This window comes from Bradyrhizobium uaiense (assembly GCF_010811875.1).
Classification (GTDB): Bacteria; Pseudomonadota; Alphaproteobacteria; order Rhizobiales; family Xanthobacteraceae; genus Bradyrhizobium; species Bradyrhizobium uaiense.
The window spans coordinates 31,247-55,046 of the sequence record NZ_VKHP01000017.1 but is presented as its reverse complement, the minus strand read 5'-3'; the positions used below and the strand labels follow the sequence as shown (position 1 = coordinate 55,046).

The 23,800-nt window shown below is 60.6% G+C and carries 28 protein-coding genes and 2 pseudogenes; 5 read left to right on the top strand and 25 right to left on the bottom strand.

Translation table 11 applies throughout. From position 1 onward, the window contains the following. Nucleotides 1-11: 11 nt before the first annotated feature. From FNJ47_RS07160 to FNJ47_RS07150, 3 genes are all read right to left on the bottom strand, one after another. Nucleotides 12-974 (bottom strand): branched-chain amino acid ABC transporter permease, encoded by a 963-nt coding sequence (locus tag FNJ47_RS07160; protein ID WP_163152031.1) that lies wholly within the window; start codon nucleotides 972-974, stop codon nucleotides 12-14. Continuing rightward, nucleotides 971-1,834, bottom strand: a complete 864-nt coding sequence (locus tag FNJ47_RS07155) for an ABC transporter permease subunit (protein WP_163152029.1) — start codon at nucleotides 1,832-1,834, stop codon at nucleotides 971-973. Before FNJ47_RS07155 ends, FNJ47_RS07160 begins: the two co-directional genes overlap by 4 nt. Before the next feature lie 75 nt (nucleotides 1,835-1,909). Next, the gene (locus tag FNJ47_RS07150) at nucleotides 1,910-3,286 is read right to left on the bottom strand and encodes an aminotransferase (RefSeq protein ID WP_163152028.1); all 1,377 of its coding nucleotides are present in this window, start codon (nucleotides 3,284-3,286) and stop codon (nucleotides 1,910-1,912) included. Between the two features lie 397 nt (nucleotides 3,287-3,683). On the opposite strand from FNJ47_RS07150, the gene FNJ47_RS07145 reads away from it, so the two are divergent. The 4 genes from FNJ47_RS07145 (at nucleotide 3,684) to FNJ47_RS51075 (ending at nucleotide 6,338) form a co-directional block, all read left to right on the top strand. Further along, nucleotides 3,684-3,899, top strand: coding sequence for a dodecin family protein (locus FNJ47_RS07145; protein WP_163152025.1), 216 nt, complete (start codon nucleotides 3,684-3,686; stop codon nucleotides 3,897-3,899). Between the two features lie 514 nt (nucleotides 3,900-4,413). Beyond that, on the top strand, nucleotides 4,414-4,815 hold the full coding sequence (locus FNJ47_RS50165; RefSeq protein ID WP_175068355.1) for a site-specific integrase: 402 nt from the start codon (nucleotides 4,414-4,416) through the stop codon (nucleotides 4,813-4,815). A 132-nt stretch (nucleotides 4,816-4,947) separates the two neighbouring features. After that, a complete protein-coding gene (locus tag FNJ47_RS50160; protein ID WP_235999572.1) occupies nucleotides 4,948-5,655 on the top strand; it encodes a helix-turn-helix domain-containing protein in 708 nt (235 codons plus the stop codon). A gap of 488 nt (nucleotides 5,656-6,143) precedes the next feature. Next, the gene (locus FNJ47_RS51075) at nucleotides 6,144-6,338 is read left to right on the top strand and encodes a hypothetical protein (RefSeq protein ID WP_163151931.1); all 195 of its coding nucleotides are present in this window, start codon (nucleotides 6,144-6,146) and stop codon (nucleotides 6,336-6,338) included. Here FNJ47_RS51075 and FNJ47_RS07120 read toward each other — a convergent pair. From FNJ47_RS07120 to FNJ47_RS07080, 9 genes and pseudogenes are all read right to left on the bottom strand, one after another. Beyond that, nucleotides 6,294-6,485 (bottom strand): annotated as a pseudogene (locus FNJ47_RS07120) (encapsulin); the annotation flags it as partial. The gene FNJ47_RS51075 and the pseudogene FNJ47_RS07120 sit on opposite strands and share 45 nt — an antisense overlap. Next, on the bottom strand, nucleotides 6,478-7,557 hold the full coding sequence (locus FNJ47_RS07115) for a Dyp-type peroxidase (protein ID WP_347341624.1): 1,080 nt from the start codon (nucleotides 7,555-7,557) through the stop codon (nucleotides 6,478-6,480). The gene FNJ47_RS07115 and the pseudogene FNJ47_RS07120, both read right to left, overlap by 8 nt. A gap of 207 nt (nucleotides 7,558-7,764) precedes the next feature. After that, the gene (locus tag FNJ47_RS07110; protein ID WP_038387850.1) at nucleotides 7,765-7,959 is read right to left on the bottom strand and encodes a hypothetical protein; all 195 of its coding nucleotides are present in this window, start codon (nucleotides 7,957-7,959) and stop codon (nucleotides 7,765-7,767) included. 262 nt (nucleotides 7,960-8,221) lie between these two features. Continuing rightward, nucleotides 8,222-8,476: a DUF2171 domain-containing protein gene (locus FNJ47_RS07105; RefSeq protein WP_163152021.1), complete on the bottom strand. Its 255-nt coding sequence runs from the start codon at nucleotides 8,474-8,476 to the stop codon at nucleotides 8,222-8,224. A gap of 90 nt (nucleotides 8,477-8,566) precedes the next feature. Beyond that, the gene (locus FNJ47_RS07100; RefSeq protein WP_163152019.1) at nucleotides 8,567-8,821 is read right to left on the bottom strand and encodes a DUF2171 domain-containing protein; all 255 of its coding nucleotides are present in this window, start codon (nucleotides 8,819-8,821) and stop codon (nucleotides 8,567-8,569) included. 44 nt (nucleotides 8,822-8,865) lie between these two features. Then, nucleotides 8,866-11,472: an ATP-dependent chaperone ClpB gene (clpB, locus tag FNJ47_RS07095; protein ID WP_163152018.1), complete on the bottom strand. Its 2,607-nt coding sequence runs from the start codon at nucleotides 11,470-11,472 to the stop codon at nucleotides 8,866-8,868. 30 nt (nucleotides 11,473-11,502) lie between these two features. Next, a complete protein-coding gene (locus tag FNJ47_RS07090; protein WP_163152016.1) occupies nucleotides 11,503-11,661 on the bottom strand; it encodes a hypothetical protein in 159 nt (52 codons plus the stop codon). A 40-nt stretch (nucleotides 11,662-11,701) separates the two neighbouring features. Continuing rightward, entirely contained in the window at nucleotides 11,702-12,127 is a 426-nt protein-coding gene (locus FNJ47_RS07085) for a thioesterase family protein (protein WP_163152014.1), read from the bottom strand. A gap of 3 nt (nucleotides 12,128-12,130) precedes the next feature. Further along, complete coding sequence (locus FNJ47_RS07080) at nucleotides 12,131-12,727, bottom strand: superoxide dismutase (RefSeq protein WP_163152012.1); 597 nt, start codon at nucleotides 12,725-12,727, stop codon at nucleotides 12,131-12,133. Between FNJ47_RS07080 and FNJ47_RS07075 the strand changes: the two genes are divergently transcribed. Next, entirely contained in the window at nucleotides 12,726-13,016 is a 291-nt protein-coding gene (locus tag FNJ47_RS07075; protein WP_163152011.1) for a hypothetical protein, read from the top strand. The genes FNJ47_RS07080 and FNJ47_RS07075 overlap by 2 nt on opposite strands. Before the next feature lie 106 nt (nucleotides 13,017-13,122). Here the strand turns inward: FNJ47_RS07075 and FNJ47_RS07070 are convergent, their stop codons facing one another. The 13 genes and pseudogenes from FNJ47_RS07070 to dnaK form a co-directional block, all read right to left on the bottom strand. Further along, nucleotides 13,123-13,314: a hypothetical protein gene (locus FNJ47_RS07070; RefSeq protein WP_163152009.1), complete on the bottom strand. Its 192-nt coding sequence runs from the start codon at nucleotides 13,312-13,314 to the stop codon at nucleotides 13,123-13,125. Between the two features lie 59 nt (nucleotides 13,315-13,373). Then, a complete protein-coding gene (locus tag FNJ47_RS07065; RefSeq protein WP_163152006.1) occupies nucleotides 13,374-13,766 on the bottom strand; it encodes a hypothetical protein in 393 nt (130 codons plus the stop codon). Nucleotides 13,767-13,841: 75 nt separating this feature from the next. Further along, nucleotides 13,842-14,039, bottom strand: a complete 198-nt coding sequence (locus FNJ47_RS07060) for a hypothetical protein (protein WP_163152004.1) — start codon at nucleotides 14,037-14,039, stop codon at nucleotides 13,842-13,844. Nucleotides 14,040-14,234: 195 nt separating this feature from the next. Continuing rightward, on the bottom strand, nucleotides 14,235-16,262 hold the full coding sequence (locus tag FNJ47_RS07055; protein ID WP_163152002.1) for a sensor histidine kinase: 2,028 nt from the start codon (nucleotides 16,260-16,262) through the stop codon (nucleotides 14,235-14,237). Then, nucleotides 16,241-17,629 (bottom strand): sigma-54-dependent transcriptional regulator, encoded by a 1,389-nt coding sequence (locus FNJ47_RS07050; RefSeq protein WP_163152000.1) that lies wholly within the window; start codon nucleotides 17,627-17,629, stop codon nucleotides 16,241-16,243. The genes FNJ47_RS07055 and FNJ47_RS07050 overlap by 22 nt, the downstream gene beginning before the upstream one ends. A gap of 16 nt (nucleotides 17,630-17,645) precedes the next feature. Then, nucleotides 17,646-17,900, bottom strand: a complete 255-nt coding sequence (locus FNJ47_RS07045) for a hypothetical protein (RefSeq protein WP_163151998.1) — start codon at nucleotides 17,898-17,900, stop codon at nucleotides 17,646-17,648. A 34-nt stretch (nucleotides 17,901-17,934) separates the two neighbouring features. Then, on the bottom strand, nucleotides 17,935-18,219 hold the full coding sequence (locus tag FNJ47_RS07040; protein ID WP_235999565.1) for a hypothetical protein: 285 nt from the start codon (nucleotides 18,217-18,219) through the stop codon (nucleotides 17,935-17,937). A 52-nt stretch (nucleotides 18,220-18,271) separates the two neighbouring features. After that, on the bottom strand, nucleotides 18,272-18,553 hold the full coding sequence (locus tag FNJ47_RS07035; protein WP_163152056.1) for a chaperone modulator CbpM: 282 nt from the start codon (nucleotides 18,551-18,553) through the stop codon (nucleotides 18,272-18,274). 5 nt (nucleotides 18,554-18,558) lie between these two features. After that, nucleotides 18,559-19,464, bottom strand: a complete 906-nt coding sequence (locus tag FNJ47_RS07030) for a DnaJ C-terminal domain-containing protein (RefSeq protein ID WP_163151996.1) — start codon at nucleotides 19,462-19,464, stop codon at nucleotides 18,559-18,561. Between the two features lie 74 nt (nucleotides 19,465-19,538). Next, the gene (locus FNJ47_RS51070) at nucleotides 19,539-19,721 is read right to left on the bottom strand and encodes a hypothetical protein (RefSeq protein WP_165445574.1); all 183 of its coding nucleotides are present in this window, start codon (nucleotides 19,719-19,721) and stop codon (nucleotides 19,539-19,541) included. A gap of 78 nt (nucleotides 19,722-19,799) precedes the next feature. Next, entirely contained in the window at nucleotides 19,800-20,966 is a 1,167-nt protein-coding gene (locus FNJ47_RS07025; protein WP_163151994.1) for a YXWGXW repeat-containing protein, read from the bottom strand. Between the two features lie 158 nt (nucleotides 20,967-21,124). After that, entirely contained in the window at nucleotides 21,125-21,613 is a 489-nt protein-coding gene (locus FNJ47_RS07020; RefSeq protein ID WP_163151992.1) for a DUF992 domain-containing protein, read from the bottom strand. A 173-nt stretch (nucleotides 21,614-21,786) separates the two neighbouring features. Continuing rightward, a pseudogene (gene dnaK, locus FNJ47_RS07015) lies at nucleotides 21,787-23,688 on the bottom strand (molecular chaperone DnaK); the annotation flags it as partial. Between the last annotated feature and the right edge of the window lie 112 nt (nucleotides 23,689-23,800).

Below are 23,800 nucleotides of genomic sequence, written 5' to 3'. Positions count from 1 at the left end.
CAGGACCTCGCTCATGCCGACCTCCGTCTGAGCAGCATGCGCGACCGTTCGGCGATCGACATCACGCCATCCGGCGCCACAAAGACGATGATGACGAAGGTGCATCCAAGGATCAGCGGCCAGAGGCTCGGATTCATGCTGCTGATTTCCTGCTGCGCGCGTTGCACCAGCACGGCACCGACCACCGGGCCGAGCAGCGTGCCGCGCCCGCCGATGGCGACCCAGACGATCACCTCGGTCGACAGAAGCAGCCCAATGAGATCAGGCGCGACCACGCCGGCGATCGCCACATAGAGCCCGCCGGCAAACCCCGCCACCGCTGCGGAAATGACGAATGTCAGGGTCAGGCGGGCCGGCGCGTTGTGCCCCAGCGCAGCCGCCCGGACCTCGTTATCGCCGATGGCGATGAGAATCTTGCCCCACCGGCTTTGCTCGAGCGCGCGCAGGGCGAGCAGCACGACAATCAGCGTCACGGCAACGACGATGTAAGTCGCCATCGCTCCGGAGATCTCATATCCTCCGAGCGCGAGCGGGGGGACGCCGAGCAGTCCGGTGTCTCCGCCGGTGACCGACGACCATGAAATCACGAGCTGCTGCGCGATCACGGACAGCGCCAGCGTAACGATGGTGAAGAAGCTGCCGCGCACGCCGCCGAACAGCAGGAAGTAGCCGACGATCGCCGCCAGTGCTGCGGGCGCGCCGACGGCGGCGAACAAGCCCAGCACAGACGGAGCAGGCAATCCGCTCGTCATGGTGACCAGCGTCATGACATAACCGCCCAGACCGAAGAAGGTGGCGTGGCCAAAGCTCAGGATTCCGGTGCTTCCCCAGAAGAAATCAAGGCTCACGGCGAACAGGCCGAACAGCAGCGCATCTCGCAGCACGGTCAGATGGTACTCGTCAGCGAACGCCGGATAGATCGACAGGACGCAGGTTCCTGCCGCGAGCGCGACAAGCCGGCCACGGTGCTTCATCGGAGAGCTCCCGCTGTCGAAAGCAATCCATTGGGTCGTACCCTGACGATGAGAATCGCGACGAGCAGCACGATCGCCTGCACCAGAGACGGTGACATCTGGTAGTTCAGAACGCTGGTGAGGCCGCCAATGAAGGTGCTGCCGGCGATCAGGCCGGCGACTGAACCCGCGCCGCCCACGATGACGACGAAGAACGCGTTGGCGAGATAGCCCACGCCCATTTGCGGAAGCACCGTCGTCAACGGCGAGACAAGCGCCCCGGCGAGCCCGGCCACGCCTGCGCCGAATGCAAAGGCAATCGCGTAGACACGCCGTGTGTTGATGCCCACCGCCTCCGCCATCGTCCTGTTCTGGATGACGGTCCGGATGTCGAGGCCGAAGCTGGTGCGCCGCACCAGAACAAGCACGAGTCCAAGTGCAATCGCGGCGATGCAGATCAATAGGATTCGATACGCGGGATAGGCAGCGACGCTGAGATCGAGCGCCCCTTGCACAGGAGGCAAGACCGGCTTTCCGCCCAGGCCGAACACGAGCTCGAGCGACTGCTGGATCACGAGGCTGGCACCCCATGTGGCAAGGATTGCAGCAATCGGCTTTTCGTAGAGATGCCGTAGGATCAGCCATTCCAGAGCACAGCCGACGATTGCCGCCGCGAGCGGCGCGGTCACAAGGCCAAGCCAATACGATCCGCCGAAGCTTTGAGTGAAGTACACCGCATAGGCGCCGACGGTCAGGAACTCGCCATGCGCCAGGTTGGTGACGTTCATCAGGCCAAAGCTGATGGTCAGCCCAAGCCCGACCAGCGACAGGATTCCGATCAGAGTCAGGGCATTCAGTAGCGTTGTGACAGCGGCTTCCACAGCACGGGCTCCAGCCTGATTTGGTGTCGATTTCCTGCTCGACGTGCTTTTCACACGACGGCGATCACGCCACCCTCACGCTGCCAGCAGCGCGGGTGTCACTTCCTCGACTGCCTCGGACATGATCCGGCAGGTCTCCCGGCAGTCCTCTTGGCTGAAGACAAGTGGTGGAGACAGCACCACAACGTTCCCGATCGGCCGGACGATAAGCCCACGACGCCGGCAAGCGAGAAAGACCCGGTGGGCGGCGCCCACTTCAGCGCCGAATGGCAATCTTTGGTGACGATCCTTGACGAGCTCGATGCCCGCCATCAGATGGCTGCCACGTACGTCACCGACGACCTCGAACGACCTCAGTGACGACAACAGGCCCTGAAACAGCGGCCCGATCTTCCGAACGTGCTGATTAACGTCGTCCCGCTTCATCATCGCGATGGTCGCCCGGCCCGCAGCACAGGCAACCGCGTGACCTGTATAAGTAAAGCCGAGTGATAGCACCGCGCCCTTGCGCTGCGGGGTCGAGATGACGTCGTATATCTCGGACGAGAAGATCGCCGCACCGAGCGGGACGTATCCGGAAGTGAGTCCCTTCGCGACGATCATAATGTCCGGCGTGTAGCCGTACAGCGTCTCGGAAGCGCTCCACTCTCCCAGACGGCCAAATGCGGTGACGACTTCATCGGCGATATAGAGCATGCCGTATCTTCGGCAGATCGCATGCATACGCGCGTGGTAACCTGCAGGCGCCACCATGACTCCACCCGCACCCATGATCGGCTCGGCAATGAACGCCGCCACGTTGTCCGGTCCGAGTTGTAGAATCCGGTCCTCAAACTCACTCACCAGGTGATTGCAAAACGCCGCCTCGTCCATTCCGGCCGGCCGACGATAGAGGTTCGCAGCGGAAACATGATGCACGAGCCCTTCAGCCACCTCGTCGAAATCGTACTTCGTGGCGTGAATGCCAGTGAGGCGCGCGGTCACGTAGGTCGAGCCGTGATACGCATCCACGCGCGAGATAATCTTCTTCTTGCGCGGCATGCCGCGCCGATTGAAATAGTAGTGCACCATGCGGATGGCGAGATCGTTCGCCGTCGAGCCACCCGTGGTGTAGAAAACATGATTGAGCGATCCGGGCAGCAGCTCGGCAAGCTCGGCGGCCAGCAGCGTAGCTGGAATGTTGGTCGTGTGCCCGAACGGATTGTAGTACTGCATCGTTGCGGCCTGCTCGGCGATCGCATCGACGATCTCGCGCCGGCCGTGCCCGAGATTGACGCACCACAGGCCGGCGATCCCGTCTACATAGCGCTGCCCATTTTCGTCGATGACGTGGACGCCGGACGCCCTCGCCGCGATCTGGCTGCCTTCGGACTTGAAGGTCGCGAAATCCGTGTAAGGATGAATGAAATGCTCGATATCCAGACGTCGGATATCTGCGTTTGTCTGATGCATCCCTGTCCCCGAGGCCTGCGTCGCCCACTGATCGGCAGGATCAGTCCAGGACGATCGACATGCGGCTAGGGTCAGTATGCTCCGCGCGCCAGCGGGGAGAATATATCCTTTGTACAGGTCCGCCTGGCTTCAACCCAGAGCGTGATCGGGTCATTCGTCACGACGTCATTGGCCGATCGCCCCTGCCCGGCGGCTCTTACTTGGACCCGAGGACACCCTGATTGTGCAAGCGACGACCGATGGCAACGATATTGCTTTCCCCCGAACGAAGAGTCTCCTTTGTCGTGTGTACCGAGTAGTGGCCGCCGACGCAGGTATCAGCGCCAACGTCTTGATGCTAGATTCGTCAACGGCAGGGAGCACCTGCTGCCTGCTTCTTACTGAACAGGAGAACGACATGGCTGATAGCGTTTACAAGGTCATTGAACTGGTCGGTACTAGCAAAGACTCCTGGGAGAAAGCCGCCGCCAATGCAGTCGAGCAAGCTGCAAAATCTCTCCGAGATCTTCGTGTTGCAGAGGTCGTCAAACTCGATATGCAACTGGACGATAAGGGAAAAGTAGAGGCCTATCGCGCCAAGCTCGCCGTGTCGTTCAAGTTCGAAGGCACCTGAGCCTGAGTACCTCGCCCCGCTTGCGGGGCGAGGTTGGCTCGTTGGAGAAAGGCGCCCATCCATTTTTTTGCACGCCGTGTCGTCCTAACAGGCCTGGAAATGGTCGTGCAGCAAATGCGCATGAAGATCGAGTTTGTGCTTGATGCTTGCCGACGATTATCGTCGCCTCTCAAGACACTGTGAGCGGCTAGATCGAGCTTGACCGCTTATGCGCGCCGGTGTTCCCACGGGGCGCCAGCTTGACCTCGATACCGCTCCTTGCAGTTGCGCTGGCTGACGAAAGTGCGATCTTCCCAATCGCCTTCGTGCCACTCCACAACCGGGTAGATTCTATGGAGTTTGTTCGGAGCACTACCCGCCGCTCGTACCTCTCCCACCTCAAGCTTATCGAGAACGAGTTCGGGGACCTGCCGCTCGCTGACCGTCGGGTCCGGGGCGACTTCAAAAGCTGGCGGGATTCGTTTGCGGAAACGCCCCGCAAGGCCGACTAGCCTGGACCGCTTTGGCGCGGCTGATGTCGTTCGCCAAGGATCACGGCATCATCGCCAGCAATCCGTGCGAGCGTGGCGGCCGCCTCTATGCGGCCGATCGAAAGGACAATATCTGGGGCGAGGAACAGATTGCAGCCGTCCTCGAGACCGCCAGTAATGAGATCAAACTGGCTCTCTGGACCGGCCAGCGTCAGGGCGATCTCTTGCGGTTACCCTGGTCAGCCTATGACGGCTCCCATATACGGCTGCGCCAGTCGAAGACGGGGCGCCGGATCGTGATGCCTGCGGGCGCTCCACTCAAGGTCGTGCTGGACAAAACCGAGCGGCGAAGTCCTCTCATTCTGGCCAACTCACATGGCCGCCCCTGGACATCTGGCGGCTTCCGGACCTCCTGGTCAAAGGCCTGCGACCGGGCCCGGATCTAAGACCTTACCTTCCACGACCTCAGGGGAACCGCCGTAGTCAGGCCCGCCGTCGCCGGCCGCAACGGTGCCGCAGATCGCGACCTTTATGCGCTGCTGTGCTGCCCGGACTTTCGCAAGGCGATGGAATTTGCGATGCGCTACCACGCGCTCGCGGCGCCGCTCGCGGCGATCGACTTCATCGAGGACAAGGCCCATGCGCGATGGACCATCGAGCCCAATCTGCACGCGCTTGCGGACTCCGCGCTCTATCGATTCGTCGCCGAGATGCAGATCGGCATCCACATCTCGCTGATGCGTGACGTCATGGGTCCGGGCTTTGTGCCCTTTGAAATCAAGCTTGCCTATCCGCAGGCATCCGACTTCGATCTTCCGCCCGATAGCGTCGGGTGCCCGGTGCGCTACGATCAGCCCGCCAACCAAATCGTCTTCAAGGCGCAGTGGCTGGACCGGAGCGCGGATCTGGGCAACAAGACGACGTATCCGACCATCGTCGCGCTCTGCGACGACTTGCTCGGAGACCTGAAATTGCGGACCGGCGTTGCCGGAAAGATCCGCGCCATGCTGCTTCGCGACATCGCTAATCCCCCGACTTTCGAAGCCATCGCCAAGCTGCTCGGCGTGAACGACCGCTCGTTACGGCGCCAGCTTCGTCAGCAGGGCTTTTCTTTCCGTGGGCTACACGATGAACTGCGGACCCAGCTTGCGCTGAAATATCTCCGCAACACGACGCTCGCCAATGACGATATCGCGTTGGCGCTCGGCTTCAGCGATGCGGCAAACTTCAGGCGCGCGTTCCACCGCTGGACCAACAAGGCGCCGAGCGATATCCGTGGCGAGTAATCCGGCGGCGTTGCGGCCGCTGCTGCCCCGTCCCTTCAAAGTCAGAATTATCAAGATAGCGATGCTTGAAACGAGCCCATGCCGTAGACCTCAAAAAAGCCGGTAGGTCGGAAACCTAGTCTTCGAGGCCCTTCCAAAAGAAATGGGCCGATGGCGAGCGGCGATCGCCATCGGCCTAGATGACCTGGTGCGGCGCCGCGCCAGGCGTTCGGCGCCGCGTACGAGCATCTCGGGAGGGAGAAGACGCTCACTGCAGGTCGTGCGTCGCACGCAAGCTACGGTGTTAAGTGCGACTTCGGCACTCTAGGAGCCATACATCGCCAATCTCTTGTCCGGAGTTGCGGTGAAGTACTGATCGACAAGCCGGCGGGAGAACGCTGTAAGCGGCATTGGCGCAAGCACGTCCATACGGACGCAAGGACATTCACGAATTTCACCGGAGGGAACGGCAGGATCACGGCATGCGACAAAGCCGTGGAGTTACCCCAATGACTAGAATTGCCGTTTTCATCGCGTCCGCCGCGATCAATGCTGCATCGGTTCCTGCCCTGGCTTCAGAATGCATGTTCAACCATGATGTCGCCGCCCGCCTCGCCACGATGCGTAACCTGCCGGCTGGTCCCACGAGCGATGACAAAACCCTCGCCTGGAGCCTGGAGTTGTTTGACATGGCCGGTCCCTAGCGCAGAAAAGCCACTCCCCTTGGCTTCGGGGACGTCAATCACACGCCGGCCGGCAAGGTGTCGCTTCAGGGTGCGGGAAGCCTCCTCCTCGATTTGAGCCCATGCCGCGTCGGATATTGGAGCGAGGTGCCGGTGGAGATTATTCATGGTTCGCCTTCTTTTTTAAGGAGCCAATTCCAAGCGACCCGTCGCTGACGGGCGGATGTCTACGAGCGGCATCCGATGGATCTGCCCCACGCCGCTCAGCGTCGACCGGCGCCTCCTCGCTGGACGGCGTGATGCCGATGTCTTCCGGCGAAACATCGTCGAGAAATGTTGCTGACGGCAAGAAAAACAGCGAGCCCGTAGCGGCGCGGCTGAAATCCAGCAGCCGATCGTAGTTGCCAGGCGGTCGGCCGACAAACATGTTCTCGAGCATCTGCTCGATCCGGTGCGGCGAGCGAGCGTAGCCTATGAAATAGGTGCCAAATTCACCCTTGCCGATTTCGCCGAAAGGCATGTTGTCGCGCACGATCTCAAGCTGCTCACCATCCTCGATGATCGTCGTCAGGACGTTATGGGCATAGGGCGCTTTGGCCGAGTCCTGCTGCTCGATGTCGGACAGTTTGTGGCGACCGATGATATTTTCCTGCTCCGGAATGGATATGCTGTTCCATCGTTTCACGTCGTGCAGATACTTCTGGGTGATGACGTAGCTTCCGCCAGCGAATGCAGGATCCTCTTGTCCAATCGTCGTCGCGTTGACCGCATCATGATCGGTCGGGTTTTCGGTTCCGTCGACGAATCCGAGCAAGTCGCGATCGTCGAAGTATTTGAATCCATGAACCTCGTCGATCGTCGTGACGGCCGTGCCCAGTCGGGACATGATCTGCGAGGCGAGCTCGAAACACAGGTCCATGCGGACGGACCGAATATGAAAGAGAATGTCGCCTGGCGTGGAAACAGCGTGATGCACCCCGTGGATTTCCTTGAAGGGATGGAGATCCCTTGGCCGCGGATGACCAAACAGTCGATCCCAAGCATCGGAGCCCAAACCCATCACACATGACAACCGGGCTTCGAGATCGCGAAATCCAACCGCCCGCAGCAGAGACGACAGATCGGCGCATAGACCGCGAACCGCAACTTCACTCTCCTTTCCAGGATTGATCCTGACGACGAGAAATATCGCGGCTCGCGTCAATTTCGCGATGACTGGTTGTGGTACGACGGGTGGCACGATCACTCCTTGGCGGCCGGTCCGGAGCCACTCAATGCGCCGGGCGCGTCCGTCCGCCCACCCGAACATCGCGCCGCGGCGTCGGTGCAGCCGCGGGCCTTCCGAACGAGGCGTGGAATAACCGGCAACGCGATCGAGATAGCGGAGACACCAGGCCGCGGCGTCCCTTGAGGTGTATTCACTCCGGCTGGTCAGGCCGAGACCCGGTCAATCCATATCCCGAAAGGCATGGCCATCGGCCTTGACACCCTCGATCACACTCGGCGGCAAAAGATCCTGAGCGGAGGTCCCGTCAAAAACCCAATCGCCCTTGTCCGCGAGGTCTGGGAGCTGCGCGCCCTTGCGGACGTAGATCCCGATCGCCGGCTTCTTCACGTTGATGTAGAGATCGTATTCTTCCATTGTGTCGATGCTTCCCTGTTGCTCTGTCGGGTGTTTCATCCGCTATGGAGCAACCGCCATGCCAGTCCGAGTGCATCGCGATATCAATAGCTTATGCCAATCTGACCAACCGGCTCTGACAAACTGTCCACCCCGGCAAGGACAAATTGTCCAAACCAGGTGCGCAACGACTCACGCGGCCTCGAGTCAGCTGCCGTTGGCGTGAAGTCGAAAGGTCCTGCCAGACAAAGACTGTCGCGGCGATCCCGCTGCAATCTCCCGGCTATCCGAGATTGACCGGACGGCCCGACGGTTCTTCTTCCAGTGTCAGCGCAATGTCGGCATTGGCGGATAGGCGCACCTTGTCGCCCTCGACGCCGGCGACGAATCCCAATTCGATATAATGCTGATGACCTTTGTGATGCCCGAAGCTGTCGCTCTTCTTCAGCTTGATGCGATTTCCCTCGACCCGATCGACTGTGCCGACATGCACGCCGTCAGCGCCGATGACTTCCATTCCGCCGTTGATCTTGTTCATGACCGTACTTCTCCCTCGGTGCTCATTGCGATGGTTGTGTGAGCGATCATCCGCGGTGACTGCGTGGCCGCGGACTGTTCATACCTATTGCTATTTGACGGGGCGTCCGGACTTTTCCTCTTCAAAGAATTCGACGATATTGGCATCGGAGCAGAGCCGCACCTTTTGATCCGTGATGCTGTCCACGAAATCCATGCCGATATAGTGGTGATGTCGCTTGTGGTAGCCGTCGCTCTCGCTCTTCTTCAGCTTGATGCGATCACCCTCGACGCCGTCGACGACACCGATTTTCACGCCGTCAAACCCGACGACTTCCATGCCTTCCTTGATCTCATGCTTCTTCATAGGGTTGCACCTGCTCGTTCCAATGCTATTCCCAAGCCCGACGCTTAGATTGCCTCGTCATCGTCCGGCGACTTCACAGTCTTGCCGTTGAACGTCAAACCGTCCTTCCCGGAGGAAATCTGCACTGTGGAGCCGTCGCGGACATCGCCGGCAAGCAACATCTCAGCCAGCGGATCCTGCACGTACCGCTGGATCACTCTCTTGAGCGGCCTGGCGCCATAGGCCGGATCCCAGCCTTTCTCAGCCAGCCAGTTCTGGGCCTTGGCATCCAGCGACAACGCGATCTTGCGTTCGTCGAGGAGCTTGCGCAGGCGCGCAAACTGAATATCGACGATCCGCCCCATGTCGTTCTTCTGCAACCGCTGGAACAGGATGATTGCATCGACGCGGTTGAGGAATTCCGGCCGGAAATGCGCGCGGACCATCTCCATGACGTTGTCGCGAACGGCGCTCGTCTTTTCGCCTTCCCCCTGATTGACGAGGAATTCCGCGCCCAGATTCGAGGTCATGATGATGAGGGTGTTGCGGAAATCGACGGTACGGCCCTGGCCGTCGGTCAGGCGGCCGTCGTCCAGCACCTGCAACAACACGTTAAAGACGTCCGGATGCGCCTTCTCGATCTCGTCGAACAGTACAACCTGATATGGCCGTCGCCGCACCGCTTCCGTCAGTACACCGCCCTCGTCGTAGCCGACATAACCCGGGGGCGCGCCGATGAGCCGCGCGACCGAGTGCTTCTCCATGAACTCCGACATGTCGATACGAAGGATCGCGTGTTCATCGTCGAACAGGAACTCCGCAAGCGCCTTCGCCAATTCCGTTTTACCAACACCAGTGGGACCAAGGAACATGAACGAGCCCATCGGCCGGTTCGGGTCCTGCAGTCCTGCGCGAGCCCGTCGCACAGCCGTCGACACGGCGCGAACGGCTTGCGTCTGCCCGACGACGCGCTTGGCGATCATCTCCTCCATCTGGAGCAGTTTTTCCCGCTCGCCCTCCAACATCTTGTCGACTGGAACGCCGGTCCAGCGCGAGACCACCTGGGCTATGTTGTCGGCCGTGACCGTCTCGCTGATCGAGCTGCTCTCGCTGGCTTCAACGGCAGCCAGCTTCTTTTCGAGTTCGGGGATCGTGCTGTAGGACAGCTCGCCTGCCCGCTGATACTCACCTTTGCGCTGCGCGTTGGCCAGCTCCGTGCGCAACTGCTCGAGCTGCGCCTTCATCTTCTGGGCGTCCGAGAGCTTGCTCTTCTCGGCCTGCCATTTCGTCGTCATGTCGGCGGAGCGCTTCTCGAGATCAACCAGCTCCCCGTCGAGCGTCTTCAGACGGCTCTTCGATCCGGCATCGCTCTCTTTCTTGAGTGCCTCCTGTTCAATCTTGCGACGCACGATTTCGCGGTCAAGCGAATCCAGCTCCTCCGGCTTGGAGTCGACCTGCATCTTGAGCCGTGCCGCCGCCTCGTCGACGAGATCGATGGCCTTGTCGGGAAGAAACCGATCGGTGATGTAGCGGTTGGATAGCGTTGCGGCGGCAACCAGCGCAGCGTCCGAGATCCGAACGCCATGATGCTGTTCATATTTGTCCTTGAGGCCGCGCAGGATCGATATCGTGTCCTCCACCGTGGGCTGCGACACGAAGACCGGCTGGAAACGGCGGGCAAGCGCGGCATCCTTCTCGACATGCTTGCGGTACTCGTCGAGTGTGGTCGCGCCTACACAGTGCAACTCGCCGCGCGCCAGTGCCGGCTTGAGAAGATTGGACGCATCCATCGCGCCATCGGTCTTGCCGGCGCCGATGAGCGTATGCATCTCGTCGATGAAGAGGATGATTCCGCCTTCCGCCGACGTCACCTCGGAAAGCACCGTCTTCAATCGTTCCTCGAACTCGCCGCGGTACTTGGCGCCCGCGATCAGGGCGCCCAGATCGAGCGCAAGCAGCTTCTTGTCGTGCAGGCTTTCGGGAACGTCGCCGTTGACGATCCGCAAAGCGAGCCCTTCGACGATGGCGGTCTTGCCGACCCCCGGTTCGCCGATCAGGACGGGATTGTTCTTGGTCCGGCGTGACAGAACCTGGATCGTGCGGCGGATCTCCTCGTCGCGGCCGATCACTGGGTCGAGCTTGCCTTCACGCGCGGCCTGCGTCAGATCGCGGGCGTACTTCTTCAGTGCGTCATATGCATTCTCGGCTGACGCGCTGTCCGCGGTGCGGCCCTTGCGGAGCAAATCGATCGCAGCACCAAGCGCCTGGGCATTGACACCGCCCTGCGCCAGGATCTTCGCAGCTTCGCTGTTCTTGTCCGTAGACAAGGCCTGCAGCAGGCGTTCAACGGTGACGAAGCTGTCGTCGGCCTTTCCCGCCAGATCCTCGGCGGCGGTAAACAGGCGCGCGGTATCGGGCGCCATGTAGACTTGTCCCGCACCGGAGCCGGACACTTTCGGCAGCTTTGCCAAAGCCGCCTCCGTCGCGTGCAGGATCGCTCGCGAATTGCCACCTGCCCGGTCAATCAGACCGGCGGCCAGGCCCTCATTGTCGTCGAGCAACACCTTGAGCACATGGAGAGGCGTGAACTGTTGGTTGCCCTCTCTTGTTGCCAGAGACTGCGCCGACTGGATAAAGCCCCTCGCGCGGTCGGTAAATTTTTCAGCATTCATGGCGCCGCCTTTCAGACCCGTGGTCTGTCGTCAAATGGTCAGGAACGGAGTTGCGATCCGGCTCGTGTTGGCGCAACGGGCTGCATATCCGGGGCGCTTCTGCCTCAACTTTTCGGCTTTGGCTTCGGTCGGGTAGAGAGTGATAACGAGGAGATCGGACATCGCGGTTATTCCCTGCTTGATGCTCAAGTCCGGTCCTGACGGACTGCAGTATGGCTCGCCCTCCGTCTCAACGCGGCGCGGCTCGGGCCGCCGCTGAACGCGCGATCTTTTCATCGAGGCGCTTTCTCAGCCTGGCGAGTTCAATAACCGTCCGCTCGTGGGTACCTCTGCCCACCGCCTCGATTTCATCGACGGCGCTGACGGCAAACATGATCCGACGCCCTTCGACCGCTGTGACCTCGGCAATCGCGGTCACCGTCTGTCCGACTGCGGTCGCAGCAAGATGCTGGACATTGACCATGGTGCCGACCACGCTCTCACCCGGCTCGAGATAGTCACGAACGGCATTCAAGGCCGCGTTCTCCATCGCCATGATCATGACCGGCGTCGCCAGCACCGGCGGCAGGATGCTATCCTTGACGCGGTTGGCGAGGTGTTCGGGCTTCACGACGAGCGCGAAGCGTCCAGTTGCGCCAATCGGTACGACCTTCATTGATCACGCTGCCTGCTTGAAGAGATCATCGACATATTCCCAGTTCACGAGGTGGTCGAGAAACGCCCTGATGTAATCCGGCCTCCGATTGCGATAGTCGATGTAGTAGGCGTGTTCCCACACATCGCAGCCCAGTATGGGCTTTGCACCATAGACAAGCGGGTTCTCGCCATTGGGTGTTCTCATGACGATCATCTTCCCGTTCTGGACCGCCAGCCAACACCAGCCAGATCCGAACTGTCCGACACCGGCAGCGATGAACTCTTCTTTCATTTTTTCGATCGAGCCGAAGTCCGCCTTGACTTTCCTTTCGAGCATCCCCGGCAAGGCTGCTCGAGCGTGCGGCTTCATCCATTTCCAGAAGTAGGTGTGGTTCAGGTCCTGGCTCGCATTGTTGAATACGGGAACGTTGTGCCCGAACGAGCCGATCACGACATCCTCCAGGCTTATTCCTTCCCATTCGGTGCCCTTGATGAGGGTATTGAGGGCATTCACATACGCGGCGTGATGCTTGTCGTGGTGATACTCCAGCGTTTCCGTCGACATGTAGGGAGCGAGCGCATCATGCGCGTAGGGCAGATCGGGAAGCGTGAAGGACATGGACATCTCCTCTGGAGAGAACATCGGCGACGGCATGGTGATTGCCACGCGACCGCGCTACTGCCCCGAGATACTGAGCAACTCATGTGCCACATCGGAAATTCTACGATATCAATCAGTTGCGTCGCAGGAGGGCGGTGCTTTCGGACAACTTGTCGAAAGCAAGACGGACAAAATGTCCTGCGTATCGCTTTGGAGCACGGCTCACCAAACTGAGGATGAGGATCGCTGGTCAAACGCGGCGTTCGATATGGACCGAAATCGAATGAGGGCGATCGATCAGCAATGACCGACCCTCTGCGACGGCTATTTCGCTGAATCGGCCGAAACGGCGCGAAAGGTGCGGCGCAAGCTCCGTAAGCGCTTCGGAGCAAAGCACCGAAACGACGGCGCGGCTAGTCGGCCTCATCGAGTGGCGGTCGAGCCACGCGAAATCCATGCGCGTCCGCAAAACGAAGCGCCTCGACGATCATCGTCTTCACGACCTTGGGCTCATCAACGTGACTGAGCTCGTACTCCAACAGCATTGAGGCAAACGCCTCCTCGTCAACCTTCTCCAGCGCGTCAGCCAGTTCAATCAGCGTCATCACGCATCTCCTCGATCGCGGTCTCGCCTGCCGCTGGTGCAGCGAGGCACCCGGCTCGCCTAGGCCCCCTGATCATACATGATCGCGAGGGCGGCAAGGGCAAGCAGGATATACTCGCCATTGTAGTCGGCGTCCTCGTCGGTGGAGAGATCGAATTGCTTCCAGACGCCGTCCAGCTTTCCGGCATCATGCTCGGCAACGACTTTGACGGCAACTTCGCGGATAGCATCGAACTGCGAAAAGTCGAAGTGCAGCCCCTCGTCGTCCATGAACAGGCCATGGCTCTGCAAAAAGGCAGCCATCGGCATCGTCGTCTCGCTGATGTAAAAGAGCAGGTCGCCCGCTTGCAATGGCTGATCCTGCGCCTGCGGCACGAGACCGACCTGGTCGATGAGCAGATGCGCTTTGGCCTGCATATCCTTCGATAGCTGCTGATTGGACACAACGGTCATTTCTGAAGCTCCTCGCTCTTCACGTAGCGGCCGAGAGCCGTCACTTCCGGCAGAACAACATCGATCAGCCTGGCATCATTTGACGCGGCGCCCCTGGAAGTAACCCTTGTTGGTGGTGTTCTCGCGAATGTTTGCTGTGTCACCTTGTTCCGCGTAATTGTCTTCACGCTGCTTCGACGACGTATCCTTCTTGACCTCGGGGTCGCTGCCGGTGCCCTTCGGGCTGCGGCTGGCCGGCGGAACAGGGGGCATTTTTCCGTGATGACGTGGCATTGCTGCGTCTCCTTCTCCTTGACCTCAGACTCATTGTTGCACTCAATTGAGGCTCCGACTGCCCCTCGCGATTCCAGCAACCGCCATGCCAGGCGAGGCGTCATGCGATATCAATCGCTTAATCACTGCAACGAGGAGCCGACGGACAATTTGTCTTTGCAGCGGGACGAAATGTCACCGACTCTTCGGTCACCATCAATCCTCGGCGGGCAGCCAGACCGCAAAGGTCGTACCCTTGCCGGGTTCGCTCTCGACGGAGATCTTACCACCTTGGCGCGTTACGAGCATCTGGCTAATGGACAGCCCTAACCCGGTTCCCTCCCGCCTCTTGGTGGTGAAGAATGGATCGAAGATCCGCTGCATCACGTCCGGCGTCATGCCGCCACCGGTGTCCGTCACATCGATCACGACGCCACGGCGCCTTCCCTCATTCCGGTCGAAGGTTCGAATCGTCAAACGCCCGCCTCCGGACGTTGCATGAATTGCGTTGACGAGGAGATTGACGAGCACCTGCTGCAATTCGGTGCGGTTCATCGAGATCAGGCGTGAGGCGTGATAGTCCGTTTCGACGCTGATCGTCGTCTTGTTCAGCAGATGTTTGACGAGCGGCAGCGTGTCGGTGACGACGACGGCAGGATCGTATTGATCGGTAAAGCCGGCATACTCCTGCGGCTTGGCGAATTGCAGGAGCCTCGTCACAATTTCACTGACGCGATGCATCTGCTCGTCGATGAGCCGAAACTCGGTTTTTGCTTCGTCCGCCTTGGCCCCCATCATGTCCCTGATGATCTCCAAATTGCCCTGCATCACCGCAATCGGATTATTGATCTCATGGGCGACACCCGCGGTGATTTCACCAATTGCAGCGAGCTTTTCCGACATGATCAGCTGCTTAGTGGTCGCTTCCAGTTGCTGGTTCGCATGCACGAGCTTGTTTGTGCGTTCCTCGACGCGCTGGTTGAGCTCCTGGTTCCATTGCCGCAGCTGGGCATCGCGCTCGTGGATCTGATCGAGCAGTCGATCCAGATGAACCGCAACCTGCTCGATCTCGTCGCGCCCATCGACGGGTCCGGTTCGTGCGCCTAATTCACCGCCTTCCACTTTCGAAATCGTCGTCGTCATCCGCTCGAGCGGCCGGAAGATGCTCGCCGCCCATGTCAAAAACAGCGGGACAGTCAATGCAACCGCAACGACAAATGCCAGGGCGATTTCCAGAACCGTCCCGCGCTTTGCCGCGGCGAACGGTTGCCGGAGATAGCCGGCGTAGAGCATTCCGACGCGGCGATTATAGCTGTCACGAATCGGCTCGTAGGCGGAGATGTACCAGTCGTTGACGACGAATGCGCCATCGAGCCACGTCTGGCCGCGATCGAGAACCGCATCTCGAACCTCCGCAGAGACACGCGTGCCAATTGCCCGCTGCCCTTCGAACATCCTCACATTGGTGCTGATACGTATGTCATCGAGAAAAAGCGTAACGGTCCCGCGACTGCCTTCCGGCAAACCCGCCCCGGAATAGATCAGGTCGTTGATCGTGTCGACGAACGCAAGGTTCTGATTGAGCAGCATTCCACCAACCAGCGCGGCCTTCCGTCCATTCGGCAGCGAAACCGGCGTCGCCGATTGCAATACCAGCCCGCGGCTCTCTTGCGTCCGCGTGGTCGGCGCACTTCCAGGTGTCGCCACGATGTCGATCTGGGCGCGCTTCGGAAGATCGGTGGAGATTGCCGCGAGCTCCATCGATTGAAACACATCAATCGCGGTTCGCGCTCGTCCCTCGAGCGCCGCGCTGATGACAGGCCAATTCCATCGTGGCACGGCCGCCATCTGATATTCACTCGCGACGACCGCGCCATCGTCAGCGACAACGTAAAGAAAATCAAAGCCGCGAGCCTGTGCGATGTCCTTGAGATAATCGCTCAGAGCGCCACGCTCATAGCCCGGCGTTTGCACAATCGACTGAAAGCGCGCGGAGTTCACCGACGATACCAGATAGTCCTCGGTGTTCTCGAAAATTCGTCCGAGATATTGCCTGGCGATCGTCAGGTCGTCATGGACCTTGGACGTCAATACCGCGTCGAACCTCACGTTCCAGCGATAAATGCTGATTCCAAGCAGCAGCGGAAGAATGACGAGCATCGGCAGGAGTGCCATCGCCAGCAGGCGATACCGCACGGAGGCCTTCGGGGAAAAGCTCGTTATCAGAGTTGCCAGCTTGCGCATTTGCGGTCGATCGTTTTGCGCGAGATCCCGAGACGGCGGGCCGCTTCCTCACGGTCGCCGTCCGACTCGCGAAGCACAAAGAGGATATGGCGCCGCTCCACATCGGCGAGCGTGATATCGCTTGTGGATCTTTCGCTGCGCGACTTGAGATAATCCTCGCGGAACTCACCGAGGATCACCGTTCGCTCGATCAGATTGCGCAGCTCCCGTATGTTGCCTGGCCAATCGTACTGCAGGAGGAACGTCCGCATTCCGGCGTCGATCGGAACGCGCGGCATGCCAAGCTGCTCGGAAATCTCACGCATGAAGATCTCGGCAAGCTCGAGCACATCCTGATCGCGGTCCCGAAGAGGCGGAAGCTCGATCTGCATGATGTTGATACGAAAATAGAGATCCGCACGAAAGGTGCCTGCGGCAACCCGCTTCTGCAGATCGGCGTTGGTCGCGAAGACATAGCGGGCGTCGATCGGCACCTCTCGCTCCGAGCCGACGGGACGCACCCGACGATCCTCAAGCACGCGCAACAGCTTGCTTTGCAGCTGGTATGGGAGCTCGCCGATCTCGTCCAGGAAAAGAGTGCCTCCTTGCGCGAACATGAACAGCCCCTCTCGGGCCTTCCCTGCGCCTGTGAACGCCCCCCTCACATGGCCAAAGAGTTCGCTTTCAATCATTTCTGAGGGGATCGCCCCGCAGTTGACCGGCACGAACAGCTTGTCCGCCCGGTTGGACAGGGAATGGAGCGATCGAGCGGCAACCTCCTTGCCTGTTCCGGACTCGCCGGTAAACAGAACCGGCGTCGGCAACGGCGCCACCCGAGCGATAGTCTCCCGCGCCTTTTGAATTGCTGCGGATGCTCCGAGAAGTTTGTTTCGCAGATACAGCTGCTGCGAGGACGACTTCAGTTCATGGCGCAGCACGAAATTCTCCCGCTGCAGTCTCGCCCGGTCGAGGCAACGTGCAACGGCATTGAGCAATTGATTGGATCGAAATGGCTTGATGACAAAATCAATGACGCCGATGCGCAGTGCGCCAATTGCCGTGTCGAGATCGGCATAGGCGGTCATAAGGATGACATCGGTGAAGAACCCGATCGCCCGCTGCTCCGCAAGCCAATCCAGGCCAGTCTTTCCGGGCATGACGTTGTCGAGGATGACGACGTCGAAATGCTGCCCATCGAGCTTCCGCGATGCATCCTTGGCGTCCGCGGACTCCTCGATCAGCCTGCAGCGCGGTCGCAGGAGTTTGACGAGGAAATTGCGCATGCCCGGTTCGTCGTCCACGATCAGGATTGAGGCTTGCGCAAGCCAAGGTCCGAATTCCGGGTCGACCACCGGTTCGGCAACGTCACGCGGGGCTTCCTCAGACATCCATATCCCTCCCGACTCAGCTCTTGACGGCCACCATCTCAACGCAGGGCGAGATGGCCTCCTCCAGCGCAATGAAAAAGCGAAGGCAAAGCGGTATGCCTACCACAAGCCGCGCCGAGCCATAAGCCATTCCGCTCCTCGGCTGGATCGCGAACATCGCAGCAGGCACAAGCCGGCGATTGAAGCCGTCGTCCGCGATCGTCAATTCGCGATAGAGAAAACGTCCTGACGTTGGCATCCTGTTCCCACCCATCTCTGGGTTGTTCTGCAAGGCGATGACGCGCTCGCGTTAACGCTCGCGCGGGTTACTTTTCTTCGGTCGGTGTCGAGATCAACGAAGACTTCCCGAAGGGCGGCTCGGTCGTCACCTTCCGGTCGTCACCAAGGAAGACAGGCGCCAGATCCTCATCGACCATGATCTTCGCAGCCTGCGGCGTTTGGGGGCTCCCTTCAACATCAAGGCGTGTCGCCACCTCAAAGAGCAACGCCCTCACGTCATCGGACGACAAGACGTTCTTCGCGATGAGTGTGCGGACCAGGGCCTCAAGTACCAAGCCGACTATCGGTCCGTTGCCGAGCGTACGTTCCATTGAATAGCTGCTCCCTCAATACCTAGCCCCCAATCGACCGTGGGTAACGCGTTCAGACGTTTCGTGAATCATCGTCAAGTGCGGCGCGCATCGACGCGAAGGCCTGTCGGACACCATGCAGCTGATCGATGAGATGGAGGATGACGTCGATCCCCTCGTCGTTGACACCCAGATCGCTCTTGAGATCGCGGATCAGCTGCGCGCGAGCTACATCCACGTCGGAGAACTGTGCGCCTGAAGCCGCCTCGGTTGGAATCAGCCATCGTTGCTCCAGCCAGAACTCGAGTGTCTGCACGCGCTGTCCTGACGAGATCAGAAATTCCTGCTTGTTCAGGGTCATTACAAGGTGCCTTCGCGCGGATCGAATTCTTTCCCCTTGGCCCAGTTCTCGACGAACGCTTCCAATTCCGGATCCGTCGACTTCGGCAGGACGATCATCAACTTCACCAGCTCGTCGCCGGCACTCCCGCCTCGGCGCGGGGCGCCCTTGCCTCTGAGGCGCAGTGTCGTGCCTGTATTCGATCCCTTCGGCACTGCCATGGTAACATCGCCGGTCGGTGTCGGCACCCGGATTTGACCGCCCAGAACCGCCTCGGTCAACGAGATCGGCAATTCGAGCAGAATGTTGTCGCCGTCACGCGTGAAGCGCCGATCCGGCATGACCTCGACTTCGATGAGGGCATCGCCTGGTCCGCCTTTGCCGGCGCCTGGAGCTCCCTTGCCCTTCAGGCGCAGGACCTGCCCGTCGACGAGGCCCGGGGGGATTTTCACTTCCAGCGTCCCGCCGTCGGGCAATGTGATTCGCTTGGTTGCACCGCTGATCGATTCGACGAACTCGATAGGCAGGCGATAGTGCAGATCTTCACCGCGTCGATTTGCGCGTGCGCGCTGTCCACGCCTCAGCAGATCGGCGAACGCACCCTCCGAATCCATGAAGTCGGCAAAGCCGGCCCCGCTGGTGTAAGCATGCGGGTCTCCGGCATCGGCGTAGTCGCGATAGAAGTGATGCTGCGGCCGTTCAGCTCCGGTCGCGTCGATCTCACCATTATCGAAGCGCTTGCGCTTGTCGGCATCGCCAAGCAAGTCATAGGCGCCGGCCGCTTCCTTGAACTTCTCCTCCGCAGCCTTGTCGCCGGGGTTGAGGTCAGGATGCAGCTTCTTCGCAAGCTTGCGATAGGCCTTTTGTATTTCGGCGGCCGAAGCTGAGGAGGACACGCCCAGCACATCGTACGGATTCTTAGCCACTTACCGCTCCCGACTTGACGATGGCGGCGATCGGGTTTGCCCGTGGCGAGGAACAGCCGAGCGCCGGATCCCGATTATTCAACATGACCGGGATCCACGTATCTGGGGTAGTTCTTCAGTTGCTGAGGCGTCATCCGTGCGGGATCCGGAGCTCCGGGAACACCGCGCGGACCGAGCTGCGCCCGCACGATGTCGTCTTCCGTCAACCGCGGCTTGCCGTCGTCGAGTTGTCCATTGCCTCCGAGACTCACTGTCATCGCCTTCCAACCTCTGCACGCTTTTTCTTCACGATGTTCCAGTCGCCGCTTGCCTGACAAGAACCGCCCGCATCACGCTCAGCGTTGCTCGGGCCGCCGCTCCTCGGGTCTTTCGCCGGAACGCTCCTCTCCCGAGGGCCCACGGCGCGGAGAAGCACCCATCTCCTCCCGCTGCGGCTCCGGCCTCACGGCTGGCGCAGCAGGTCTGGCCTCGATTTCCGGCCTCGCGGCTGGACGAGCCATAGGTTCGGGGCTGGGTTCGCGGCGAGGCTCCGGCCTGGGCGCCGACTCTGGCCTTGCCTCCGGCACTCGGATGTCCTCGCGCCTTCGCTCTTCCGGGAGAAGAGGTCTCGGGGCTGCCTCAAGCAGCGGCGCTCGTTCACGCTCGGATTCGCGAGGCGCAACTTTTCCGGCTTCATCCGCTGGCGACTTGCGCGCCGGCGCGGGCGCCTCCGCCGGACGTCGAGAGTCTTCGAGACGCTGCCGCGCGGGATCCTCGGGACGCGCGCCCTTCAGATCTTCGGGTCGAGGCTTGTCCGTATTGGACGGCATGACCTCGGCGGGCGCGCGTGGCCGAACAATGTCTCGCCCGTTCAGGACTGCTGGACGTGGCGTAGCCACCACGGGCGGTGCGCCGCCGTTTGCCCTGTTGAACAGACGAGTGTCGTGGCTCGCGACCTCGACGTGCTTACGTTGCAGCGGCGTGGGTGCGAAATGTTGTTCCTTGGCGATGGTTCTGTCCGCAGCTGTCGGACGAGCCTCGACGCCGCCTCGTCCGCCATTGTAGCTGACGTTGTTCACCGTCTCATTGACGACGACGGTTTTCTGATAGACGTTTCTGATCGTCACGTTCCGTATATTGTTGACGGTGCTGTTGTAAAAGAATTGGCCACGATCCCAGCGGCCGCCTTCGTAGCCAATGCCCGAATAGCCGAAGCCATAGTTGACGCCGCCGTAAAAGCCGACGCGCTCACCCCAATAGCCCGGGTGGAAAATGTAGGCTCCCGCCAGCCAGCCCCAGTAGCCCGGGGTCCACAACAGGCCCTGCCGCGGCGGCTGCACCCAGGTTCCCGGCACCCAATAGTAGTCACCGGCATCCTCATCCCACGACCAGTATCCCGGAGACCAGAGATAACCCGGCGCAGGCACGGGGGGCTGTTCGTAACGAGGCAACGGCGGCGGTGGCGTTTCAACAGCCGTGACTTGAGAGCAAGCTGCTTCCTGGGACAACGCAGCCGTCGGCATGACGCACGCGCTTCCAAGCAGCAAGACAGCGAAAACTACAGGAGATGTCGTCGTCAACAGTCGCTTCAACATTTGAGAACCTTGGCGAGAAAGCGTTGTTATTCGCGTGATGCACGACACCGTTCGCGCTGGCGAACGGTGTCAGGTTCGGGGCGCCGCTAGCGACCCGGCTGCAGTGTCATGCTCTCCAATCCTGCTGCAACGATCAGGCCGGTTTCCGCTTGCACGCTGAGGGGCTGCAGCGCGATGCTGTTGTTCGAACCACCCAGCAGCACATTGCCGCCCACGCCGACGACTGCCGCGGCCATTGCATCGACGCCGACATAAGTCCCGGCGATATCGCCGCGGCCGGGCTGGGCAATGGGCGCGAACACCGACCAGGCAAGGGCAGTGCTCTCGGTAATGCCGATGTCGAGACCGACCTTCTGAATCGTCGCGACATAGTAATCTTCGGGCAGTCCGTTGATGCGCAAGACACACGCCAGATTGGTGACCGCGCCTACGATAAAGCCGATGCTCGGGCCGCCCTTGCACTCAAGCACGCCGACTTGCACCTTTTGAACGGGCTGCTGGGCTTGCGCGGTTGATACCAGGGCGGCCAGCATTGCTCCGGCAAAGGCAGTGAGGACCGTCGAACGTCGTCGCATAAGAAAGCTCCTACAAGATGAAGGCGGAATGCCTTCAAGACGTCTGCTGAAGTTTGAGTAAAAAGATGCAACCGGGATTGCATTCCAGCACCTGAGGGCTGGCGTTTCGTCCCGACAGCGGTGTAAAGCGCGATTGGTCGCCGCGGGCTCGCGCCCGCGCTTACAGAAGCGCGTTATTTCGAATTCTTCTTGTCGTCGTCGATTTCGGTGAATTCGGCGTCGACGACATTGTCTCCGCCCGAACCCGGCGCAGCACCGGGAGCCGCCTGCGCGGCACTCTGCATGGCTTCCGCAAGCTTCATTGTGTGCTGCTGCAAGGCGCTCACCTTGGCATTGATCGTCGCGGCATCGTCACCCTTCAACGCTTCGCGCAAGTCGGACATCGCGCTTTCGATCGCGCTGCGGTCCGACGCCCCGAGCTTCGAGCCATGCTCGCTAACGGTCTTCTCCGTTGCATGCAGCAGTGCTTCGGCGGCGTTCTTCGCCTCGACCGCTTCCTTTCGCTTCTTGTCCTCCGCAGCATGCGCCTCGGCGTCCTTGACCATCTTTTCGATGTCGCTCTCGGACAGACCGCCCGATGCCTGGATCTGGATATTCTGTTCCTTGCCGGTGCCCTTATCCTTGGCCGAGACGTTGACGATGCCGTTGGCATCGATGTCGAACGTCACTTCGATTTGCGGCACGCCGCGCGGCGCCGGAGCGATGCCGACGAGGTCGAACTGGCCGAGGAACTTGTTGTCGGAAGCCATCTCGCGCTCGCCCTGGAAGACGCGGATCGTCACCGCGCTCTGGTTGTCCTCGGCGGTGGAGAAGACCTGGCTCTTCTTCGCCGGAACCGTCGTGTTGCGCTCGATCAGCCGGGTGAACACGCCGCCCAGCGTCTCGAGGCCGAGCGACAGCGGCGTCACGTCGAGCAGCAGCACATCCTTGACGTCGCCCTGCAGAACGCCGGCCTGGATTGCCGCACCGACCGCGACGACCTCGTCAGGATTGACTCCCTTGTGCGGCTCCTTGCCGAAGATCTTCTGCACGACCTCCTGGATCTTCGGCATGCGGGTCTGGCCGCCGACCAGCACGACTTCGTCAATGTCCTTGGCCGTGAGCCCGGCGTCCTTGAGGGCATTAAGGCACGGCTCGATCGTCCGCTGAACGAGGTCCTCGACCAGGGACTCGAATTTCGCGCGCGTAATCTTGACCTGGAGATGCTTTGGGCCGGAGGCGTCCGCCGTGATGAACGGCAGGTTAACCTCGGTCTGGGCGGCGGTGGAGAGCTCGATCTTGGCCTTCTCGGCCGCTTCCTTCAGGCGCTGAAGCGCGAGCTTGTCCTTGCGCAGATCAATACCTTGCTGCTTCTGGAACTCGTCGGCGAGGTAGTTGACCAACCGCATGTCGAAGTCTTCGCCGCCCAGGAAGGTGTCGCCGTTGGTCGCCTTCACCTCAAACACCCCATCGCCGATATCGAGAACGGAGATGTCAAAGGTGCCGCCGCCGAGATCGTAGACGGCGATCTTGGCCTGCTTCTTCTTGTCGAGACCGTAGGCAAGCGCCGCCGCGGTCGGTTCGTTGATAATGCGCAAAACCTCGAGGCCGGCGATCTTGCCGGCGTCCTTGGTGGCCTGGCGCTGCGCGTCGTTGAAATAGGCGGGAACGGTGATGACGGCCTGCGTGATCTTCTCGCCGAGATTGGCCTCGGCCGTCTCCTTCATCTTCTGCAGGATGAAGGCCGAGATCTGCGAAGGCGAATACGGCTTGCCCTCAGCCTCGACCCAGGCGTCGCCGTTGGACGCCTTGATGATCTTGTAAGGAACAAGTGTCTTGTCCTTCTCGACCGTCGGATCGTCGTAGCGGCGGCCGATCAGGCGCTTCACCGCGAAGATGGTATTGGTGGGGTTGGTCACCGCCTGCCGCCGGGCTGGCTGCCCGACGAGACGCTCGCCATCGGACGTGAACGCTACCACGGAAGGTGTCGTGCGCGCGCCCTCGGCGTTCTCGATGATGCGCGTGTTCTTGCCATCCATGACCGCGACGCATGAATTGGTCGTCCCGAGGTCGATTCCGATCACTTTTGCCACGTCGCGCTCCTCTGACTTTTTCGTTGATCGACTATGTGCGGTTTGCGTCCCTGCGCATTACCGTTGAGCAACACGTGTGCCACATCGCGATCTGCGTGATTTCAACGACTTACGC

Coding starts and splice junctions, on each gene's coding strand:
- FNJ47_RS50160 (WP_235999572.1), top strand. CDS start 4,948: ATGCGCTACCACGCGCTCGCGGCGCCGCTCGCGGCGATCGACTTCATC.
- FNJ47_RS07080 (WP_163152012.1), bottom strand. CDS start 12,727: ATGTCCTTCACGCTTCCCGATCTGCCCTACGCGCATGATGCGCTCGCT.
- FNJ47_RS07150 (WP_163152028.1), bottom strand. CDS start 3,286: ATGCATCAGACAAACGCAGATATCCGACGTCTGGATATCGAGCATTTC.
- FNJ47_RS07070 (WP_163152009.1), bottom strand. CDS start 13,314: ATGACGCTGATTGAACTGGCTGACGCGCTGGAGAAGGTTGACGAGGAG.
- FNJ47_RS07040 (WP_235999565.1), bottom strand. CDS start 18,219: ATGGAACGTACGCTCGGCAACGGACCGATAGTCGGCTTGGTACTTGAG.
- FNJ47_RS07085 (WP_163152014.1), bottom strand. CDS start 12,127: ATGAAGGTCGTACCGATTGGCGCAACTGGACGCTTCGCGCTCGTCGTG.
- FNJ47_RS07060 (WP_163152004.1), bottom strand. CDS start 14,039: ATGCCACGTCATCACGGAAAAATGCCCCCTGTTCCGCCGGCCAGCCGC.
- FNJ47_RS51075 (WP_163151931.1), top strand. CDS start 6,144: ATGACTAGAATTGCCGTTTTCATCGCGTCCGCCGCGATCAATGCTGCA.
- FNJ47_RS07105 (WP_163152021.1), bottom strand. CDS start 8,476: ATGAACAAGATCAACGGCGGAATGGAAGTCATCGGCGCTGACGGCGTG.
- FNJ47_RS07145 (WP_163152025.1), top strand. CDS start 3,684: ATGGCTGATAGCGTTTACAAGGTCATTGAACTGGTCGGTACTAGCAAA.
- clpB (WP_163152018.1), bottom strand. CDS start 11,472: ATGAATGCTGAAAAATTTACCGACCGCGCGAGGGGCTTTATCCAGTCG.
- FNJ47_RS07065 (WP_163152006.1), bottom strand. CDS start 13,766: ATGACCGTTGTGTCCAATCAGCAGCTATCGAAGGATATGCAGGCCAAA.
- FNJ47_RS07110 (WP_038387850.1), bottom strand. CDS start 7,959: ATGGAAGAATACGATCTCTACATCAACGTGAAGAAGCCGGCGATCGGG.
- FNJ47_RS07025 (WP_163151994.1), bottom strand. CDS start 20,966: ATGCCGACGGCTGCGTTGTCCCAGGAAGCAGCTTGCTCTCAAGTCACG.
- FNJ47_RS07020 (WP_163151992.1), bottom strand. CDS start 21,613: ATGCGACGACGTTCGACGGTCCTCACTGCCTTTGCCGGAGCAATGCTG.
- FNJ47_RS07100 (WP_163152019.1), bottom strand. CDS start 8,821: ATGAAGAAGCATGAGATCAAGGAAGGCATGGAAGTCGTCGGGTTTGAC.
- FNJ47_RS07075 (WP_163152011.1), top strand. CDS start 12,726: ATGGACATCTCCTCTGGAGAGAACATCGGCGACGGCATGGTGATTGCC.
- FNJ47_RS07160 (WP_163152031.1), bottom strand. CDS start 974: ATGAAGCACCGTGGCCGGCTTGTCGCGCTCGCGGCAGGAACCTGCGTC.
- FNJ47_RS51070 (WP_165445574.1), bottom strand. CDS start 19,721: ATGACAGTGAGTCTCGGAGGCAATGGACAACTCGACGACGGCAAGCCG.
- FNJ47_RS50165 (WP_175068355.1), top strand. CDS start 4,414: ATGTCGTTCGCCAAGGATCACGGCATCATCGCCAGCAATCCGTGCGAG.
- FNJ47_RS07055 (WP_163152002.1), bottom strand. CDS start 16,262: ATGCGCAAGCTGGCAACTCTGATAACGAGCTTTTCCCCGAAGGCCTCC.
- FNJ47_RS07050 (WP_163152000.1), bottom strand. CDS start 17,629: ATGTCTGAGGAAGCCCCGCGTGACGTTGCCGAACCGGTGGTCGACCCG.